The sequence below is a fragment of the Marinomonas pontica genome, assembly GCF_026191375.1.
GTDB lineage: Bacteria > Pseudomonadota > Gammaproteobacteria > Pseudomonadales > Marinomonadaceae > Marinomonas > Marinomonas pontica.
On sequence record NZ_JAODTL010000041.1, the window covers coordinates 48,623 to 66,420 of the forward strand.

At 44.8% G+C, this 17,798-nt stretch carries 18 protein-coding genes and 1 pseudogene; 16 read left to right on the forward strand and 3 right to left on the reverse strand.

Translation table 11 applies throughout. The annotated features are described in order from the left end of the window. Window positions 1–101: 101 nt before the first annotated feature. On the forward strand, window positions 102–1,196 hold the full coding sequence (locus tag N5P32_RS10445) for an MBL fold metallo-hydrolase (RefSeq protein ID WP_265729017.1): 1,095 nt from the start codon (window positions 102–104) through the stop codon (window positions 1,194–1,196). A gap of 22 nt (window positions 1,197–1,218) precedes the next feature. Here N5P32_RS10445 and N5P32_RS10450 read toward each other — a convergent pair whose 3' ends face one another. Further along, window positions 1,219–2,112 carry a LysR family transcriptional regulator gene (locus N5P32_RS10450; RefSeq protein ID WP_265729018.1) on the reverse strand — a complete coding sequence of 298 codons (894 nt, stop codon included), beginning with the start codon at window positions 2,110–2,112 and terminating at the stop codon, window positions 1,219–1,221. 245 nt (window positions 2,113–2,357) lie between these two features. Here N5P32_RS10450 and N5P32_RS18040 point away from each other — a divergent pair, with 245 nt between their 5' ends. From N5P32_RS18040 to N5P32_RS10455, 3 genes and pseudogenes are all read left to right on the forward strand, one after another. Continuing rightward, on the forward strand, window positions 2,358–2,765 hold the full coding sequence (locus N5P32_RS18040) for a TonB-dependent receptor plug domain-containing protein (protein ID WP_322783858.1): 408 nt from the start codon (window positions 2,358–2,360) through the stop codon (window positions 2,763–2,765). Beyond that, window positions 2,750–2,800: pseudogene (locus N5P32_RS18045) on the forward strand (hypothetical protein); the annotation flags it as partial. The gene N5P32_RS18040 and the pseudogene N5P32_RS18045, both read left to right, overlap by 16 nt. Beyond that, window positions 2,801–4,330: a TonB-dependent receptor domain-containing protein gene (locus N5P32_RS10455; protein WP_409371098.1), complete on the forward strand. Its 1,530-nt coding sequence runs from the start codon at window positions 2,801–2,803 to the stop codon at window positions 4,328–4,330. A gap of 86 nt (window positions 4,331–4,416) precedes the next feature. On the opposite strand, the gene N5P32_RS10460 is transcribed toward N5P32_RS10455, so the two are convergent. Next, window positions 4,417–5,793 carry a glycine--tRNA ligase gene (locus N5P32_RS10460; RefSeq protein ID WP_265729019.1) on the reverse strand — a complete coding sequence of 459 codons (1,377 nt, stop codon included), beginning with the start codon at window positions 5,791–5,793 and terminating at the stop codon, window positions 4,417–4,419. Window positions 5,794–6,064: 271 nt separating this feature from the next. Between N5P32_RS10460 and N5P32_RS10465 the strand changes: the two genes are divergently transcribed. The 4 genes from N5P32_RS10465 (at window position 6,065) to N5P32_RS10480 (ending at window position 8,294) form a co-directional block, all read left to right on the forward strand. Continuing rightward, a complete protein-coding gene (locus N5P32_RS10465; RefSeq protein WP_265729020.1) occupies window positions 6,065–6,505 on the forward strand; it encodes a DUF3429 domain-containing protein in 441 nt (146 codons plus the stop codon). Window positions 6,506–6,581: 76 nt separating this feature from the next. Beyond that, window positions 6,582–6,974, forward strand: a complete 393-nt coding sequence (locus N5P32_RS10470; RefSeq protein WP_265729021.1) for a thiol-disulfide oxidoreductase DCC family protein — start codon at window positions 6,582–6,584, stop codon at window positions 6,972–6,974. A 36-nt stretch (window positions 6,975–7,010) separates the two neighbouring features. Continuing rightward, entirely contained in the window at window positions 7,011–7,736 is a 726-nt protein-coding gene (locus N5P32_RS10475; RefSeq protein WP_265729022.1) for an SDR family NAD(P)-dependent oxidoreductase, read from the forward strand. A 90-nt stretch (window positions 7,737–7,826) separates the two neighbouring features. Continuing rightward, window positions 7,827–8,294 carry an Lrp/AsnC family transcriptional regulator gene (locus N5P32_RS10480; RefSeq protein ID WP_265729023.1) on the forward strand — a complete coding sequence of 156 codons (468 nt, stop codon included), beginning with the start codon at window positions 7,827–7,829 and terminating at the stop codon, window positions 8,292–8,294. Window positions 8,295–8,313: 19 nt separating this feature from the next. Here N5P32_RS10480 and N5P32_RS10485 read toward each other — a convergent pair whose 3' ends face one another. After that, on the reverse strand, window positions 8,314–8,574 hold the full coding sequence (locus N5P32_RS10485; protein ID WP_168822450.1) for a DUF5062 family protein: 261 nt from the start codon (window positions 8,572–8,574) through the stop codon (window positions 8,314–8,316). Window positions 8,575–8,890: 316 nt separating this feature from the next. Here N5P32_RS10485 and N5P32_RS10490 point away from each other — a divergent pair, with 316 nt between their 5' ends. The 8 genes from N5P32_RS10490 to N5P32_RS10525 all read left to right on the forward strand — a co-directional run bounded on the left by N5P32_RS10490 (window position 8,891) and on the right by N5P32_RS10525 (window position 17,570). After that, a complete protein-coding gene (locus N5P32_RS10490) occupies window positions 8,891–9,625 on the forward strand; it encodes a GntR family transcriptional regulator (RefSeq protein WP_265729024.1) in 735 nt (244 codons plus the stop codon). Then, entirely contained in the window at window positions 9,622–10,500 is an 879-nt protein-coding gene (prpB, locus tag N5P32_RS10495; protein ID WP_265729025.1) for a methylisocitrate lyase, read from the forward strand. The genes N5P32_RS10490 and prpB overlap by 4 nt, the downstream gene beginning before the upstream one ends. Window positions 10,501–10,561: 61 nt before the next feature. Then, the gene (prpC, locus tag N5P32_RS10500; RefSeq protein WP_265729026.1) at window positions 10,562–11,701 is read left to right on the forward strand and encodes a bifunctional 2-methylcitrate synthase/citrate synthase; all 1,140 of its coding nucleotides are present in this window, start codon (window positions 10,562–10,564) and stop codon (window positions 11,699–11,701) included. A gap of 40 nt (window positions 11,702–11,741) precedes the next feature. After that, window positions 11,742–13,229 carry a 2-methylcitrate dehydratase gene (gene prpD, locus N5P32_RS10505; RefSeq protein ID WP_265729027.1) on the forward strand — a complete coding sequence of 496 codons (1,488 nt, stop codon included), beginning with the start codon at window positions 11,742–11,744 and terminating at the stop codon, window positions 13,227–13,229. 227 nt (window positions 13,230–13,456) lie between these two features. Further along, window positions 13,457–15,469 (forward strand): methyl-accepting chemotaxis protein, encoded by a 2,013-nt coding sequence (locus N5P32_RS10510; protein ID WP_265729028.1) that lies wholly within the window; start codon window positions 13,457–13,459, stop codon window positions 15,467–15,469. A 19-nt stretch (window positions 15,470–15,488) separates the two neighbouring features. Beyond that, entirely contained in the window at window positions 15,489–15,659 is a 171-nt protein-coding gene (locus tag N5P32_RS10515; protein WP_265729029.1) for a hypothetical protein, read from the forward strand. Then, window positions 15,622–16,608: a tRNA(Met) cytidine acetyltransferase TmcA domain-containing protein gene (locus N5P32_RS10520; protein WP_265729030.1), complete on the forward strand. Its 987-nt coding sequence runs from the start codon at window positions 15,622–15,624 to the stop codon at window positions 16,606–16,608. Before N5P32_RS10515 ends, N5P32_RS10520 begins: the two co-directional genes overlap by 38 nt. Next, window positions 16,536–17,570: a GNAT family N-acetyltransferase gene (locus tag N5P32_RS10525; RefSeq protein ID WP_265729031.1), complete on the forward strand. Its 1,035-nt coding sequence runs from the start codon at window positions 16,536–16,538 to the stop codon at window positions 17,568–17,570. The genes N5P32_RS10520 and N5P32_RS10525 overlap by 73 nt, the downstream gene beginning before the upstream one ends. Window positions 17,571–17,798 lie beyond the last annotated feature (228 nt).

The following is a 17,798-nucleotide window of genomic DNA, read 5'->3' on the forward strand; positions in this document are numbered from 1 at the left end:
AGCATGTTTGTCTAATTTTAAGGAACGCGTTGCAATTCCACTATTAGCCCAAATTATAGACAGCTTACTACTTACTTTCTCGTTAAAGGGTGCAGTTATTAATGTTAGCCATTAAAGTCATTTTGTCTGTATTAGCCATGCTTGGTCTTGCCATTTATTTTATTAATGTAAATTTAGTCGCCAAACCAGCTCCTACTGCGAATGCAGAATCTGAGCATTTCTATGGCAATAAATTCCATAATGAACAACCAAGAACTCCCTTGTCTTTTAAAGACACAGCCGCTTTGTGGGTGCGATTTTTTACTGAGAAAAAAGTCGATACAACACCTGACATTACGATCCCTGTCGTGCCTATGCAACGAGCCGATTTGGACGCTCTGAGCAACGACGCGCTGCATTTGGTGAAACTTGGTCACTCTTCCGTTTTGTTGAAAGTGTATGGTGAGTATTGGCTAATTGATCCCGTTTTTTCAGAACGTGCGTCGCCTTTTTCGTTCGTTGGGCCAAAACGATTCCATCAACCGCCGATTGACCTAAAAGATTTACCCCCTATCGATAAAGTACTGATTTCTCACAATCATTATGATCATTTGGACAAAGCAAGCATCAAAGCTTTAATGGCCAAAACACAGCAATTTTTGGTTCCAAAAGGCATAGATGGCGACTTAATTAATTGGGGGATTGAGGCCAATAAGATCATCACGTTCGATTGGTGGCAAGAGCTTCAAACTCACCAAGGTTTGATTGCTTTTACGCCTACGCAGCATTTTTCTGGCCGTGGCATGGGCGATGGCAATTCAACACTGTGGGGATCTTGGGTGATTAAAACGCCGAAGGAAAGTCTCTTCTTTAGTGGAGACTCAGGTTATTTTGCAGGCTTTAAAGCGATTGGTGACCGATATGGGCCATTTGACCTAACCTTAGTAGAAACAGGCGCTTATGATAAAGACTGGGCGGATATTCACATGACGCCAGAACAAAGTGTGCAAGCTCATATCGACTTACAAGGTAAGGTGATGATGCCAATCCATAATGGTACTTTCGATTTGGCCTTTCATACTTGGCACGACCCATTTGATCGGGTGGTCAATGAGGCAGAAAATCGAAACGTGGCCCTAAGCACACCGAAGTTTGGCCATGTATTTTCTTTAGATACGCTCCCACCACTGACACCTTGGTGGAAAGCGACGCAGTAATACAACACAGAGGCAAAGCGGCTTAATAAAACGCTTTCGCCTCTTCACGCAAATGCTGAATTAAAGTTTGCATTTTTTTCGGCAAATGCCCAAAAGGGTATTGCAGGTACACAGGTAAGGTTTTCCCTTTCCATTCAGGTAAGCAGGAAACAAACACGTCTGGATGACGGTGTAGATGTTTTTTCGCAAAATAATGCGGCAATAATCCGACGCCTTTTCCACGAGCTATGGCATCCGCATGCAACGCATACTGATCCACCGTAAGACGAGATGGCGGTAACTCAAATGACACATTACCCTGTGTTTCGTGATCCAATGTAATGTTGTTTTGATCATTTTTTAAGGTATCAACCCACGCAAAATGATTCAGTTCCGCTGGATGATTTAACATACCGATACGTTCCAAGTAGGCCGTACTGGCATACAAACCTTGACTTAATTCGCCAATTTTTTCGGATCGCAACTGATCGTTAGTTGGTTCCCCCACCCACACACAAATATCGTTGCTTTTTATCTCTTGAAAAAGCTGATTGCCTGTCCGAATTTCAATATTGACCTGAGGAAACTCATCCAGAAAATCAAACATCAACCCTGTAAACCAGCCTCTCACCAGAGTTGTGTGAACATACGCCACAATGGATCCACTGACCTCTTCTTTTAATTCTTCAACCGCCTTATGACCTTCGTCTGCGACATTCAGCATTTTCTTAGCAAAGGGCAAAAATTTGATGCCAGCTTCATTGGCAATTAAACGATTGGCTTGTCGACGAAGTAAAGGCTGTTTTAAAGCGTCTTCTAAATGGCTAATACGGCGGCTCAAAGTGGATTTTGATACCCCTAATTGTTGAGCGCTTTCTTTTAAATTGCCTGTCTCCATAACAGACACAAACGTTCTTACTTCATTTAGATCGTACATTCATTTTCCTCAGATCCAACTTTTAAGATATTCCAGAACGCCAATACGAAGTGCTGATCTCTCCTGCTAGCAGCAAGAAACAGCTTTGGTCCTTAACTTTGCTGATGTTGCGCAAAGAGGAACAAAACGTACCACCACAAATCGATCACATTACTAGATAATACAAATGATAAGCATTCTTAATATCTTTTAAGATTCAATTATACAAAATTAGTTCCCTTTCAACTATGGAGAAAATGTTCATAATGACCCCTTCACACCGTCACTATAAACTTACCGTTCTTGCTACCATCATTAGTGCTACAACGCATTCCGCAACGCTACTAGCCGAAGAAAATAGTGTCGACCTAGATAAATTGGTTGTAACGGCTGCAGGCTATGAGCAAGAAGTCGCAAGCGCTCCAGCATCAGTGAGTGTCATTAGTCGAGAAGAAATTGAATCGCAATCTTACACAGATCTTACTGATGCATTACGAAACGTTCCTGGGGTTGTTGTTACTGGTGGCGGAGCAGGTGATGGTGGTGTTGATATCAGCTTACGTGGAATGCCTGCAAATTATACTTTGCTACTCGTTGATGGTAAACGCATATCCAGCCGTGAGAGTCGCCCTAATGGAAATGCTGGTTATGAAACAGATTGGCTACCCCTCTAGATGCTATAGAGCAAATCGAAGTTGTAAGAGGCCCCATGTCGACACTGTATGGTTCCGACGCGATTGGCGGTGTTATTAACATCATTACACGAAAAGTAAGATCGGAATGGTCCGGTAGTATTCAACAAGACGTGACCTTTCAAGAAAACGACGATTCGGGAGATTACAAACAAACCAGTTTCAACATAGCAGGCCCTCTGATTGAAAACTATTTAGGTATACAAATATATGGTCGCAACTATAGCCGTGATGAAGACAATATTTTAAACGGCTATGAAGATAAAGATTTGAACAGCCTATCCACAAAATTAACCTTTACACCCAACAGCAATCACGATTTTACATTAGAAGCAGGTCAAACAAATCAACGACGTATTTCCTTAATGGGAAAAACGGCGGCAACTGAAGGTTGTCGTGGTGGTTGTACTGACTCAAATACAAAAACAGTTGAAGACCATTTCGCTATATCTCATACAGGGCGTTGGGATATAGGTACAACAGAAACCTTTATTCAACGTGAAAAAACAGATAACCAAGGACGCGATATCAGTATTACTAATACCTCGGCAAAAACCAGTTTTGTGATGCCATTCGATTCGCAAACATTCACAGTTGGCGCCAACTTTGAACATGCTGAATTGAACGACCAAGACTCCAATACTATCTCTGATCGCACACAAATCAAATCAACTCAAACGGCTATTTTTGTAGAAGATGAATGGTACGCAACGGATGAATTAAGCATCACAGGTGGCGCTCGTTTAGATCATGATGAAAACTTTGGTGACCACATTAGCCCTCGCTTATATGGTGTATGGCAAATGTCATCTGACTGGATATTAAAAGGTGGGGTATCTGGGGGATTTCGCTCTCCAACTTTAAGGGAAATCACCTCTGACTGGGGACAGACTAGCCGTGGTGGCAACATATATGGCAACCCAGACTTAAAACCTGAAACGTCCATTAGCAAAGAAATCAGTCTAAATTATAATGGCGCAAATCAACTAAACGCATCTTTTACTATTTTCCATAATGACTTCAAAGACAAAATTACACGAGTAACATGCCCTACAACTATTTGTACCGATGGTGCTAACACCTATGGGGCCGATCCAACATATCGGATAAACGTTGATGAAGCCGTAACGCAAGGAATTGAAGCAAGTATTACTAAAGGCCTAACTGCAAGCTTGGATATTAATGCTAGCTATACTTTCACCCATTCAGAACAAAAAACAGGTGAGTATAAAGGAGAACCTCTGACTCAACTCCCAAAACATCTATTTAGCGCAGGATTAAATTGGCAGAATACAAAAAAGCTTAATTCATGGGGACGATTAACCTACCGTGGGGAAGAAAGTCAGCCAAATACCGGCCCTTCATCCAGCGCCATTGTTGCACCATCTAGCACCATTCTTGACGCAGGCATAGTTTATAAATTAACACAAGAATTCACGCTTAAAGCAGGGATCTACAACCTACTTGACGAAGAAATTCTTTATGATGAATATGGATATGTTGCAGATGGCCGTCGATATAGCGCCGCTGTAAACTACGTATTCTAAGGTTTTTTTAAACCTACATTTGCAATAAGGCAAACACAAAAAAACCACGCCCTCCAAAGGCGTGGTTTTTTTGCCATCAACAAAAATTAGTTTTGGTTGATGAAGTAATTAATCACGTAAGCTGGCAATTCTGCCGCTGGCACAACAATTTGCTCCATTGTGTCACGATCACGAACCGTTACTGGCGCGCCTTCTTGTTCAATAGAGTCAAAATCGACAGTGACACAGATTGGCGTACCCACTTCGTCGTGACGACGGTAGCCTTTACCTACGTTACCCGTGTTTTCATAAAGAATACGGCCAAGACCAAGCTTCTGTAGCTTGTTCTTCAATTCTTTAGCAAGCGCAACGATTTCTGGCTTATTCTTCTTAAGCGGCATAATAGCGACTTTGATCGGTGCTAGATGCGGTTTGAACTTAAGAACCGTACGAGTCGTACCGTTTGGTAGCTCTTCTTCTGTATAAGCTTCTGTCATCACAGCCAATAGACCACGATCTAAGCCCGCAGAAGGTTCGATACAGAAAGGCACTTCCCACTTATTTTCTTCCAGATCACGAATTGCCAGTTTAGCCGTTGAATGTTCGTTCTTCTTCACTTTTGCAGAAAGACCGAATTCTTCTTGAGCTTTAGTATGAGAACCTAGATCGTAATCGGTACGGTTCGCCACGCCTTCTAATTCTTCAAAACCATGTGGAAACTTGTACAAGATATCCACAGTCGATTTAGAATAATGTGCCAAGTCATCACCAGTCACGTATTCAAACTGGATATTCTCTTCCGCTAGACCTTGATCCAACCACCACTGTTTACGAGTGTTGACCCAGAAGTCATGCCATTTTTCATCTTCGCCTGGCTTACAGAAGAATTCCAATTCCATTTGTTCGAACTCGCGAACACGGAAGATGAAGTTACGTGGCGTAATTTCATTTCGGAAAGATTTACCTATCTGTGCAATACCAAATGGCAAGGTACGAGAAGTAGAATCGACCACGTTTTTGAAGTTGGTGAAGATACCTTGTGCAGTTTCTGGTCGAAGGTAAGTGTAAGACTCTTCGTTCACCATTGGCCCAACGTTCGTTTTAAACATCAGGTTAAAATCACGTGGCGCAGTAACATTCGTTGAACCACAGTTATCACACACTTTAATGTCTTTCATGTGGTCGGCGCGCATACGAGACTTACATTCGTGGCAATCGACCATTGGATCGGTGAACGTGTCTTCGTGACCTGAGTATTTGTAAACGTGTTTGTTTTGAATGATGGCAGCGTCTAAGCCTTCAACATCATCACGCTCGTAAACCATTGAGCGCCACCAAGCGGCTTTTAGGTTGTTTTTCAATTCAATACCTAGCGGACCGTAATCGTAAGCACCTTGCATACCACCGTAGATTTCACTGCCTTGGAAAATAAATCCGCGACGTTTACATAGGGAGACGAGTTCATCCATTGTTTTAGCTGGCATTTCTAAACACACCTTAAGCAAAATTCGTTAATAAAGACGCAAAGACCGTTGCGGCATCACGTTCAATTCAAATATAGCCGACCATTGTACTCTTTGACCGTATCTCGCTCAATGGCGATTCATCATGAGTAAAGACAAAAAACTTTACACTTTTATGCACAAAAATAGGACAAAACAAGGTCATTAAGTACTGTTTTACGGCCCAAATTATTAGATAATTCGCATTGTTTTCATATTTGTATTTTTAACCGTACTTTTTATAGGTAACAACATGCGTTCTTATAAGCCCGTAGTCATAACACTTGCTACGTTGAGCATTCTTCCTTTTCTTTTGGCAACCTATTTAAACCTTGCCAACGACACCTTATTTGGCAAAACTGGGGTGACATTTTTTGCGACCTATGGCGCCATTATTTTAAGCTTCATTAGTGGTGTATTGTGGGGGCGAGTCATTGAGCAACCTGAAAATAACACAGGCAAAACGCTGCTAATCTCAAGCAATATTATTTTGCTGTCTGCTTGGTGCTCTTTATTGATGAATACACCCGAACTTTCCGTGGTGCTGCTGTTACTTGGATTCATTAGTCTTTACTGGATTGAAGCCCGCTGGTTAAAGCCAACCAAAACAATCAAACCGTATTTGTCGATGAATTTCGGACTGACTTCCATTGTGTGCGTCATGCACTTACTGGTTTTGTACCCTCACTATTAAAAGATCGAGCCAAACTGATCTAATCTTTTCTTAACCTCGTATCATTACTCATCAATCAGATTAAGAGTAATGATACATGCTGACGATCTTCTACGATGGCCACTGCCCGCTTTGTACCGCTGAAATGCAAACACTTCGGTCATTAGACCATCATAATCAGCTCCAATTAGAAGACATTCACGCTGACGGTTTCAAGAATAAATTTCCACATATCGACCCAATCGAAGCGGATAAGCTTCTTCATGGCCAATTGTCGTGTGGAAAAATACTCAAAGGATTAGACGTCACCTGTCTTGCGTGGAAACTCGTGGGCAAACACAAATGGATGCAGGCACTCCGATGGCCAGTCATTCGGTTTTTTGCCGATATGGGCTACAAGGTTTTTGCTCGTTACCGTCATCCAATATCTGCTTTTGTGACTGGCAAACCACGCTGCGCATCATGCCTTAAAGATCGCTGTGACCTTTAGCGGATTTCGCCACTTTCGTTTTTTTGGAGTTTTAACATGCCCACTTTCTACGCTCTCGTAATAGGCGCGAGCAGCACGATAGCTCAAGCCGCAATTCAACAATTTGAAGGCGATCAAGACTGCCTTGGAATATTGGCAGTCAGCCGGTCTTTACCAAACAATCCAGTTGATGAAAAAACTCAATGGCTAGAGTCTGATTATACGGAAGCCAGTATTCAGCAAGTCTGTAAAAAACTGACGCCTTATTCTGGAAAGATAAATAAAGTCTTGATCTGCAATGGTGTTTTGCATGACGAGAGTATGATGCCAGAAAGAAAGCTAGAAGAAATCAGAGCTTCTCAGCTAGAAACAATATTTCATACCAATACCATCATTCCCATGCTGTGGCTCAGCCAGTTATTACCCGTTTTACAAGGCGAGCAAGCTACACAAGTTGCATTATTCAGTGCTCGAATTGGTAGCATTTCAGATAATAAAACTGGCGGCTGGTACAGTTACCGAGCCTCAAAAGCCGCTCTCAATATGCTGATTCAAACCAGCGCAGTGGAATACGCCAGAAGAGCAAAAAACGTCAAGCTTATTGCTTTTCATCCCGGCACCACAGACACACCGCTATCCAAACCTTTTCAACGATCTGTGCCAAAAGACAAACTTTTCACTGCAGACTTTGTTGCCACACAGCTTTTATCCATTATGAAAAGTGTCACCATGGACAACAAAGCCGCGTATTTGGATTGGAATAACCACCCCATAGACTGGTAATCAGCCTCAAATCCAGCATTACCCAACAAAGTGTTGAATTAAACACCGAGAATCTCTTATCGTTAATACTACTTTAATGAGATGCACTCTATGGAAAACCTAGACTCGACCGATCGTAAGATTCTTAATTTTTTACAACACGATGGCAGCCTCAGCGCGACAGACATCGCAGATAAAATAGGCTTGTCCCAATCGCCTTGCTGGCGGCGCATTCATCGTTTGCAACAAGAAGGCTACATTCGTTCGACACAAGCGATTTTAGACAGAAACAAGCTGGGATTGGGTATCGTCGTCTTGGTGAACATCAAACTCTCTTCCCATGGCAGAAAGATGTTGGATGAATTCGAGCAAGCCATTGTCGACTACCCTGAAGTGGTCGAATGCTGGACGATTTCTGGCGCGATGGATTACAGCTTAAGAGTGGTGTCCAACAGCATCGAAAGCTACGAACACTTCCTACGCAGCCAGTTATTGCAACTGCCACACATTCAGGAAGCGCAGAGTCATTTCACCATGCGCGAAGTGAAAAACATCACCACACTGCCGCTGGAGATTTAATAACGAACACTACAACAATTTACTTAAGCAGTGGATCGTCTTTTGGAAGCAGTTTTTGAATCCACAACGCAAGCTTGTGCTTCATGCTGGGTAAGTCTTCTTTGTCCGCAGGCAACGCCACCACCAACTTATCCAATACCAATAATCGATAAATGGCTTCGGTTTTTTCATTCGCCGACATGGTGGAAGAAAAACCCGCATAGCCACGTTTAAGCGCATAATTTTCGCCAACTTGAATGGCTTTTTTACTCAGTGCCGCTTCATTTTTAATTTTTTTCATCGTTTCCCTTCTCTTTGATATTGTCTAATCCACCATTCACACAAGGTTATTGTCGACAGATTAGATCATGAGGATATTGACAGCCTTTTCACGACTCTATCAGTTTTTGCCACTCAACCAAGCATTCCTCACCAATAAAAAGAAAAAACCACTTAATAAACACAATGTTAGTGACTGAACGCTCTCTCAACACGGATATGTCTACGACTAAAGAATAAGATGAAAAACCAGAAACTGTTGACAATCTATATTGATAAACACACAAAATACGACTATAACTTTCAATATTGTCAACAATAAAGCGCTTCGTCCTTTTATGAACAACCTTATTTCGATCAAATCCGCGACCCTGTCTGAAGACATCGCACAGCAACTGACTAATGCCATTGTGCAGGGAGATATTCCCCAAGGCAGTAAGATATCAGAGCCAGAGCTCGCCAAACAATACGGCGTTTCTCGCGGGCCATTAAGAGAAGCCATCGTCAAACTAGAAGGCCTAGGCCTAGTCACCCGCACCGCCAATGTGGGCGCTCGTGTTATTCAGCTCAACACGCAAGACATGCTAGACACCTTTACTATGCGCGAAGCATTAGAAGGCATGGCCGCTCGGTTAGCCGCCAGCAATATGCCATCGGATGAAATAGACAGCTTGTACGCATTGCTCAACAAGCACCAAGCGCACCTAGATGCCAATCAAGACGAACATTACGTGCAACAAGGCGGCAACGACGATTTTCATTTGCGCATCATTCACGCCAGCGATAACGCCAAGCTGATTCGTTTATTGACCGAAGAACTGTATGCAGTAATTCGCATGTATCGTCGTCATACCGCAGACCAACGCAGCGACCCGCGTCAAGCGTTACGCGAGCACAAAGCCATTTTGGATGCGATAGCGAACCATGAAGGCGACCTTGCTGAACTGTTGATGCGACGCCATATCAGCCGTGCCAGAAAACTACTGGAACAAGCGATGCAACAAGCAGCAGCCAGCTCACAGCCGCCATCCATTCACCACACATCGAATAAAAATAAGAGAGGAAATCAATGAGCAAATTGTCCGCAGGCGCCCGTTTTAGACACGCCGTCGCCACCCAGTCACCACTGCAAGTGGTGGGCGCGGTAAACGCATATTGCGCCATGATGGCGGAACAAACGGGCCACCATGCCCTTTATTTGTCTGGCGGCGGCGTTGCTAACGCCTCTTATGGTTTGCCAGACTTAGGCATGACAGATTTACACGATGTGTTAGAAGACGTTAGGCGCATTACGGCCGCTTCAAACCTGCCACTCTTAGTCGACATTGACACAGGTTTTGGTGGTGCCTTTAACATCGCCAGAACCATTCAACAAATGGAAAAAGCCGGCGCGGCGGCTGTGCATATTGAAGACCAAGTCCAACAAAAGCGCTGTGGTCATCGCCCCAATAAAGCCATTGTCAGCCAAGACGAAATGGTCGACCGTGTAAAAGCCTGCGTAGATGCGCGAGTTGACGACGACTTTGTCATCATGGCGCGCACCGATGCCTTGGCAGTTGAGGGTATGGAGTCGGCTATCGAACGCGCGATTGCGTGTGTTGAAGCCGGTGCCGATATGATTTTCCCCGAAGCCATGGTCACCTTGGACCAATACAAAGAATTTGTCGCTGCGGTGAAAGTGCCAGTACTGGCAAACATCACTGAGTTTGGCGCAACACCATTGTTCAGCAAAGAAGAATTGGCCAGCGCTGGTGTGGATATTGTGCTTTACCCACTCAGCGCATTTCGCGCCATGAACAAAGCCGCCTTAAACGTCTATCAGCACTTATTAAACGATGGTCACCAGCGCAAGGTAGTCGACACAATGCAAACCCGTAACGAGCTTTACGAGTTTCTCAACTACCATGAATACGAAAACACATTAGACGCGCTCTTCTCCAAAAAGTAAGAGTCCCCGTTTTTTAGAAATAACAATCTCTTCTCTAACAATAAGAAAAAGGAGTAGAAAAATGGCTAAAGTACTTTCTGGCGCGGGTCTACGAGGCCAAAGCGCAGGCGAAACCGCACTCTGTACCGTTGGCAAAGCCGCTTCCGGATTAACCTATCGTGGCTACGACATTGATGTCTTAGCGGACAAAGCGAACTTTGAAGAGGTCGCGTATCTCCTGCTATACGGCAAATTACCTAATCGCACACAACTGCACGATTACGAGCAAAGATTAATGAGTTTACGCAGCTTGCCTGACGAGCTAAAAGCGGTTTTAGAACTGATTCCCGCCAGTGCTCATCCAATGGACGTGATACGCACAGGCTGTTCTTTTTTAGGCAACCTTGAACCTGAACTGCCGTTTGAAAAGCAACCCTCGATGGCTTTACATAGCGCCGATCGATTGGTCGCGACGCTGCCGGCTATGGTGGTTTATTGGTATCGTTTCACCCACGATGGCGTACGCGTTAATACACACAATGCCAACGTACCTTCTTTGGCAGGTCATTTCCTCACCATGCTGCATGACAAAGAACCAAGCGCCCTTCACACCCAAGTGATGAACGCCTCTTTGATCTTGTACGCTGAACACGAGTTTAACGCCTCGACCTTTACCGCTCGTGTGTGCGCTTCTACTTTGTCCGATATGTTTTCCTGTGTCACCGGCGGCATTGGCAGCTTACGTGGCCCACTTCATGGTGGTGCAAATGAAGCGGCGATGGACATGATAGAGCCATGGAAAACCCCTGAGGCAGCCGAATCTGCCTTGATGCAAAAACTCGCCAATAAAGAAAAAGTCATGGGCTTTGGTCACGCTATTTACAGTGAGCGAGACCCACGCAACGACATCATTAAAAAGTGGGCCAAAAAGCTCAGCGAAGACGTCGGCGACGATCACTTGTACGCCGTGTCAGAGCGCTGCGAAGCTGTCATGTGGCGCGAGAAAAAACTCTTCTGCAACGCCGACTTTTTCCACGCCAGCGCGTATCGCTTTATGGGTATTCCCACCAAGTTATTTACGCCGATTTTCGTTTGCTCCCGTGTTACTGGCTGGGCCGCTCATGTCATGGAGCAAAGAGCGAACAATCGCATTATTAGACCAAGCGCCGATTATATTGGGCCGGAGCATTCTGAGTGGATCGACATCGACGACCGCCATTAATCCAACATAAGCATAAAAATTTAACGATTAAGGATCACAAATGAGCAATAACGTAGACCTAAACAACCGCCCAGATTACGACCAAGTCATCCAAGATATCGCGGATTATGTACTGAATTTTAAAGTCGAAAGCCAAGAAGCGCTCGACACAGCACGCAATTGTTTAATGGATACCCTCGGCTGTGGTTTGCTTGCCCTACGCTTTCCAGAATGTACTAAACACCTTGGCCCCATTGTACAAGGCACAGTGGTGCCGAATGGTGCTCGCGTTCCGGGTACGTCTTTGTCCCTCGACCCCGTGAAAGCCGCGTGGGACATTGGCTGTATCATTCGCTGGTTGGATTACAACGACACCTGGTTGGCGGCAGAATGGGGACATCCATCTGATAACTTAGGCGGTATTCTGGCCGTCGCCGATCACCTTTCACAAGTTCGACTATCCCATGGCGAAAGCCCAATGACCATGCGTGAAGTGTTAGAAGCCATGGTGATGGCACACGAAATTCAAGGCGTTATCGCCCTAGAAAACTCGTTCAATCGCGTGGGTTTGTGTCACGTTTTATTAGTGCGCGTAGCCTCAGTTGCTGTGGTGACCAAGATGATGGGCGGTGACAGAGAGCAAATAATGGCGGCGATTTCGCAAGCGTGGGTCGATGGTTCCGCCCTGCGGACTTATCGCCATGCGCCAAATGCTGGCTCGCGTAAATCTTGGGCGGCGGGCGATGCAACGTCTCGTGCGGTGCGTTTGGCCGATATGTCAATGCGAGGAGAAATGGGCATTCCCGGTGTGTTAACGGCCGATCAGTGGGGCTTTTATGATGTATCTTTCTCGAAAACCAACAAAGACCAAGCCATCAAACCTGATGACAAACGTGAGTTTTCTTTCTCGCAGGCTTACGGCACCTACGTGATGGAAAACGTCTTGTTCAAGATCTCTTTCCCAGCCGAGTTCCACGCTCAAACCGCCGCCGAAGCGGCCGTTACCTTGCACCCTCAAGTAAAAGATCGCTTAGCAGAGATCGACAAGATAGTGATTCGTACTCATGAATCCGCGATTCGTATTATTTCCAAATCTGGCCCATTGGCAAATGCCGCCGACCGCGACCATTGCTTGCAATACATGGCCGCCGTGCCGTTGGCCTTTGGTAACTTAATCGCTGAGCATTATGAAGACGACTTTCATGCCGCCAACCCCATCATCGATGAACTGCGTGACAAAATGGAAATTGTCGAAGACAAACGCTTCACCGCGGAATATTTAGAAGCCGACAAGCGCTCTATCGCCAACGCAATTCAAGTGTTCTTTAAAGATGGCAGCAGTACCGAAGAGGTCGTGGTGGAGTACCCTGTCGGACACCGTCGTCGTCGCGAAGAAGGCATTCCCTTATTAGAACAGAAATTTAAAAACAACTTGGCTACGCGCTTTCCACATGGTCAATGCCAAACTATTTTTACACTTTGCAAAGACCAAGCTGAATTAGAAGCCACTCCTGTGAATCGCTTCATGGACTTGTTTGTTATCGGGTAAAACAAATCGAAAAACCTATAATGCCCCCATAAAACTGGGGGCATTGTTACCTCTAAACCGCCCTGCCTTTTATTCCCCGTCGTTAAAAACAATTCTTAATTATTAAGCAAATTGATTCATTGTATTGTCAATCTGTATACTTGGGTGTATGTTCACCTTAAATAAGAATGATTCTTATAAACACCCCCCAGTAACAGTAACTAATTACCCATAAGGAAATAAACCTCATGTTGTCTTTCGTTAAGAAAGCCTCGTTGCCTAAACAACTTGGTCTCGGCACGTTCATTGCTATTCTTGTTATATTCACCGTGGTTGTCTTGATCATTGATCGACTGTTTAGTTACGAAATCAACAATATAGTAACAAGTCACCAAGAAAAAGAAGTCGCACTGATTGCACAGCAACTTGAAACAAAGTACCAGCTACTAACCAAAACGGCCGATCGATTCAGCGATATGCTGGCCACACAGCTCAATACACTGTCGGTGGATACGAGCCAAACTCGTCCGACACTCACCTTGAAAGGTGTTTCACTTAACAGCGATGCCACCCTACTAAACGAATTCGCACGCTCAGCACAATTAGAAGCCAGCATTTTAACCAAGACCGCAAATGGCTTGGTGCGAATCAGTACGACGTTAAAAAATCAAAATGGCCAAACGGCAACAGATAGCATAGTAACCGTTCCTAGCGCCATCAAAGCATTGCAAACACATACAGCGCAAACGGCTCAGACCACGCTTTGGAATAAAAAGTACATCAGCCATTATGCCAGCCTAAGCAACCAACCCAATGTGGTCATTGAGCTGCTTATTCCCTATTCCGCTATTTTAGAATCGTCAGCTCAGTCGATTAACAGCATGCAATTTGGTAAAACAGGTTATGCCTACGTCACCGACACAGGGGAAAATGAGGGCACGATTCTTATTCACCCAAGTTTGGCCGGAAAAAACTTGTATTCTGAATTTCCTGATTTAAAAAACATCTTCCAACAGATGTACCAAGCAGACAGTGGAATTGTGACCTATGCGGTAGAAATCCCTGGTAAAGGGAAAGAAGCTCGCTCTTCTAAAGCGCTCTATCAGCATGTAAAAGGCTGGGATTGGGTAGTGACATTAAAATCCTATAACGATGAATACCAAGAAGAGATCAATAATATTGTCTGGGCTATTGTCATCGTCTGCGTGCTTGCAGCGTTACTGCTCAGCGCTATTCTATGGTTCTTTATTCGATCGTCTTTGGCGCCATTGAAAGAGATATCATCTGGACTTCATCAATTAGGTGAAGGCAATTTGGCGTTTCGCTTTAAAACCAAAAAAGACGCTGACAGCAACAACGAGATGGATTTATTACAAAACGATGCCATCCAGATGCGTGACAGTTTAATCGCGTTGGTTAATAACATTCTGACCACAAGCAAAGCGTTGTTACAGTCTACTGACGGCATTTCTTCGGCTAACAATACGCTGCGTAACAGCGCTAATAACAGTCAAGATTCAAGCGCACAAGTGGGTGCCGCGATTTCACAAATCGCCATGTCGATTCAAGAAGTCGCTCAGAGCTCTAATCAGGTATCGGAAGAATCGGTGGAAGTGCGCCAATTAACCCAAGAAGGTAACAGTGCGGTTGAACAAGTGGAGCACACTGTCAGTGACTTGTTGCATGCCTTTAGCAAAGCGTCAGACACCATTCAAGAAGTTGAAAGCAGCTCTAAAAACATTGGTGAAGTGGTTACCGTCATTAGTAACATCGCCGAGCAGACCAATTTGCTTGCCCTTAACGCAGCCATTGAGGCCGCACGCGCAGGCGAGCAAGGTCGAGGCTTTGCCGTGGTAGCCGACGAAGTTCGAGTGCTGGCACAACGTACACAGCAATCGACAGAAGAAATCCGAAACGTCGTTGAACGCCTGCAAAATAACAGCCGTTCTGCTGTAAATGAGATGGAGCAAGGTCGCAATCAAGTTGACGCCAGCGTTCAACAAGCCAATCATGCCAACAGCCTTTTGACAAAGATTTATCAATCCATGCAAAACGTTGAAATTGGTATCAATAATGTCGCCGCCGCAACCGAAGAGCAAAGCGTCGCCTCGACTCAAATTCGTCAAAACTCAGAAGATCTTCAAAAGTCGGCATTAGACACATTGGCACAGGCCAATACCTCGCAAGAGCACAGCCAAAATATCAGTGAGCTTGCTTCTAAGCTGCAGAAGGACTTGGCTATTTTCACATTGAAAAAATAGTCTAACCGCAAGGAATTTTATGACTCAGTCTGACAACCACCGCCATTGTTTGCTTTTAACAGGCTCGCCAAATGAGGTGCTGTCAGACTTCCGTCAGCTCTGCGAACATTTTTCCTCTGTATTGATTTCGGCTCATGATGTGGGCCAATACGATGAGTTACTTGCTTCACCTTCCTCACTCCCCCCTTAAAACGTGTTCTTTTAAACACGCTCGACAAGAGCTTGGCAGCAGTCACGATGCCATTTTAGTGGATTTATCTCAGGGTGTTTCAGCCAGTGCATTGGCCATATTGGCAGGTACCGTTCGAGGTAATGGAGTATTTGCGATTGCACTGCCCAATGAAGATTGGCTCTCAATGACCGATCAGGACTTAGCGAGATATTTGCCTTGGCCTTACGAACCTGCACAAGTCACTTCAGCGTTTAAGCGCTATCTGCTAGATCAACTTCAAAGCGAGGCATCGCCTTTTCGCTCTGTACCCGATCAGGTTACCGCGCTACCAGCATTGTCTCCAGTAAACGCCAATGCGCCACTGACCAAAGAGCAAACTGACGCCCAAGCCGATTTGTTTGCAGAACAAGCCAAATCCTATGTGCTTATCGCTCCACGTGGACGCGGTAAATCCACCTTGCTTGGCGATTCAATCGCAAAGCTGATTCAAGCAGGAAAGCGCGTTGCTGTTTGCGCACCAAATCAAGAAGCGATTGTTAGCCTAAAAGCACGCTTTGATCAGCAGATGAATCAAAACCACATAAGCCTGCCTTTTTTTGCGCCTGACGCATTAATAAGCGATTCCTCTTATTGGGATTTTTTGTTTGTAGACGAAGCGTCGATGATTCCATTGCCGTTGCTCATGACATTGAACAACAAAGCCGAACATGCTCTTTTTAGCACCACGGACTACGGCTACGAAGGCGCCGGGAAGGGCTTTGGCATTCGTTTTTGCCATCATTTAGCTTCGCAAAAAACACCCCATAAACACGCCTTAAAAACACTCACACTGAACCAACCGATTCGATGGGGGGAAATGACCCACTTGAGAATTGGATCAACAACTGCTTCTTTTTGGCCCCACCAGAGAACAACGCCAACACCATCAAGGATGTCGATAAAGCGACCATCGAATATTCAAAACTGACAGGCGAGCAATGGCTCACCCGCTCGCCATTGCTCGCCGATACCTTCCAATTACTGGTAAGCGCGCATTATCAAACCTCCCCAGATAACTTGCGTTGGGTTTTGGACGACCCTTCAGTATCAACACATGTATTGCATCGCGCCGGACAAGTACAAAGTGTTGCCATAATGACAAAAGAAGGCAATTTACCAAACACACTAAGCCAAGAAGTGATGCAGGGAAAACGCCGACCAAGGGGGCACTTGGTGCCGCAGTCCTTACTGGCCCATGAAGGAATAGAAAACGCGGGACAGTTCACTTACTGGCGCATCAGTCGTATTGCCACCGACCCAAGTCTGCAAAATCAAGGCTTAGCGTCTCAATTGCTGGCGCAAATAAACAGCGCAGCACAGCAAAATTGCGACTTCTTGTGCAGTAGTTTTGCGGCGACCATCGATGTGGTGTCTTTTTGGTTAAAAAATGGCTATGTTCCCATCAGAATGGGCACCGCCAAAGATCACGCCAGCGGCGGCTATTCGCTGATGGTGGTAAAACCCATATCAGACTCAGCACGCCACTTAACCAGCAAATGGCAAGCCACCTTCATTGAGCAATTTACCCTCAATCTACTGCTGCAATATTCTGATTTACCCACGGAATTGATTCTGCTTATGTTGGGACAATGCTCGCCAGCGCAAGGTAAACTCCCCACTCTGGCGCAATTATCAGCAAAAGACTTACAGGATATTGCGTTGTTTGTAGAGCATCACCGTCCTTTTGACAGTATCCGTGCTGTTTTCCTCAAAGCAACGCTATCGCTTGCCCTACAAGGTCAATTAGACTCCCAAAAAGCCACTCATAGACTGTTATTAGAAGCCGCATTAGGCAGAAACACCGAACATTCTCGCCAAGACGCCAAGTTAGCGGGCAAAAAAGCCATGCATCAAAGTTTCAAAGCCATCTTATCGACACTCCTTCTTTAAAATGGGTGAATACCCACCCATTTTTAAATTCACCATGTGTGCAATCCCCCTATTACATACAGTTTAGTCTTTTAAAAATGCAGCCATTTATTTTTTATTTATAACAAAATCAATAGGTTAAAAACAAATTAAAGAATTGGCACAGATTGTGTAAACAGTATGACAAGCGCCACCTGTTTTGCTCGGTCGGTTTTGGTAACAAATCCTACTAAAAGTCAGGTAAACAAT

Coding starts and splice junctions, on each gene's coding strand:
- N5P32_RS10445 (WP_265729017.1), top strand. CDS start 102: ATGTTAGCCATTAAAGTCATTTTGTCTGTATTAGCCATGCTTGGTCTT.
- N5P32_RS10450 (WP_265729018.1), bottom strand. CDS start 2,112: ATGTACGATCTAAATGAAGTAAGAACGTTTGTGTCTGTTATGGAGACA.
- N5P32_RS18040 (WP_322783858.1), top strand. CDS start 2,358: ATGACCCCTTCACACCGTCACTATAAACTTACCGTTCTTGCTACCATC.
- N5P32_RS10455 (WP_409371098.1), top strand. CDS start 2,801: ATGTCGACACTGTATGGTTCCGACGCGATTGGCGGTGTTATTAACATC.
- N5P32_RS10460 (WP_265729019.1), bottom strand. CDS start 5,793: ATGCCAGCTAAAACAATGGATGAACTCGTCTCCCTATGTAAACGTCGC.
- N5P32_RS10465 (WP_265729020.1), top strand. CDS start 6,065: ATGCGTTCTTATAAGCCCGTAGTCATAACACTTGCTACGTTGAGCATT.
- N5P32_RS10470 (WP_265729021.1), top strand. CDS start 6,582: ATGCTGACGATCTTCTACGATGGCCACTGCCCGCTTTGTACCGCTGAA.
- N5P32_RS10475 (WP_265729022.1), top strand. CDS start 7,011: ATGCCCACTTTCTACGCTCTCGTAATAGGCGCGAGCAGCACGATAGCT.
- N5P32_RS10480 (WP_265729023.1), top strand. CDS start 7,827: ATGGAAAACCTAGACTCGACCGATCGTAAGATTCTTAATTTTTTACAA.
- N5P32_RS10485 (WP_168822450.1), bottom strand. CDS start 8,574: ATGAAAAAAATTAAAAATGAAGCGGCACTGAGTAAAAAAGCCATTCAA.
- N5P32_RS10490 (WP_265729024.1), top strand. CDS start 8,891: ATGAACAACCTTATTTCGATCAAATCCGCGACCCTGTCTGAAGACATC.
- prpB (WP_265729025.1), top strand. CDS start 9,622: ATGAGCAAATTGTCCGCAGGCGCCCGTTTTAGACACGCCGTCGCCACC.
- prpC (WP_265729026.1), top strand. CDS start 10,562: ATGGCTAAAGTACTTTCTGGCGCGGGTCTACGAGGCCAAAGCGCAGGC.
- prpD (WP_265729027.1), top strand. CDS start 11,742: ATGAGCAATAACGTAGACCTAAACAACCGCCCAGATTACGACCAAGTC.
- N5P32_RS10510 (WP_265729028.1), top strand. CDS start 13,457: ATGTTGTCTTTCGTTAAGAAAGCCTCGTTGCCTAAACAACTTGGTCTC.
- N5P32_RS10515 (WP_265729029.1), top strand. CDS start 15,489: ATGACTCAGTCTGACAACCACCGCCATTGTTTGCTTTTAACAGGCTCG.
- N5P32_RS10520 (WP_265729030.1), top strand. CDS start 15,622: ATGAGTTACTTGCTTCACCTTCCTCACTCCCCCCTTAAAACGTGTTCT.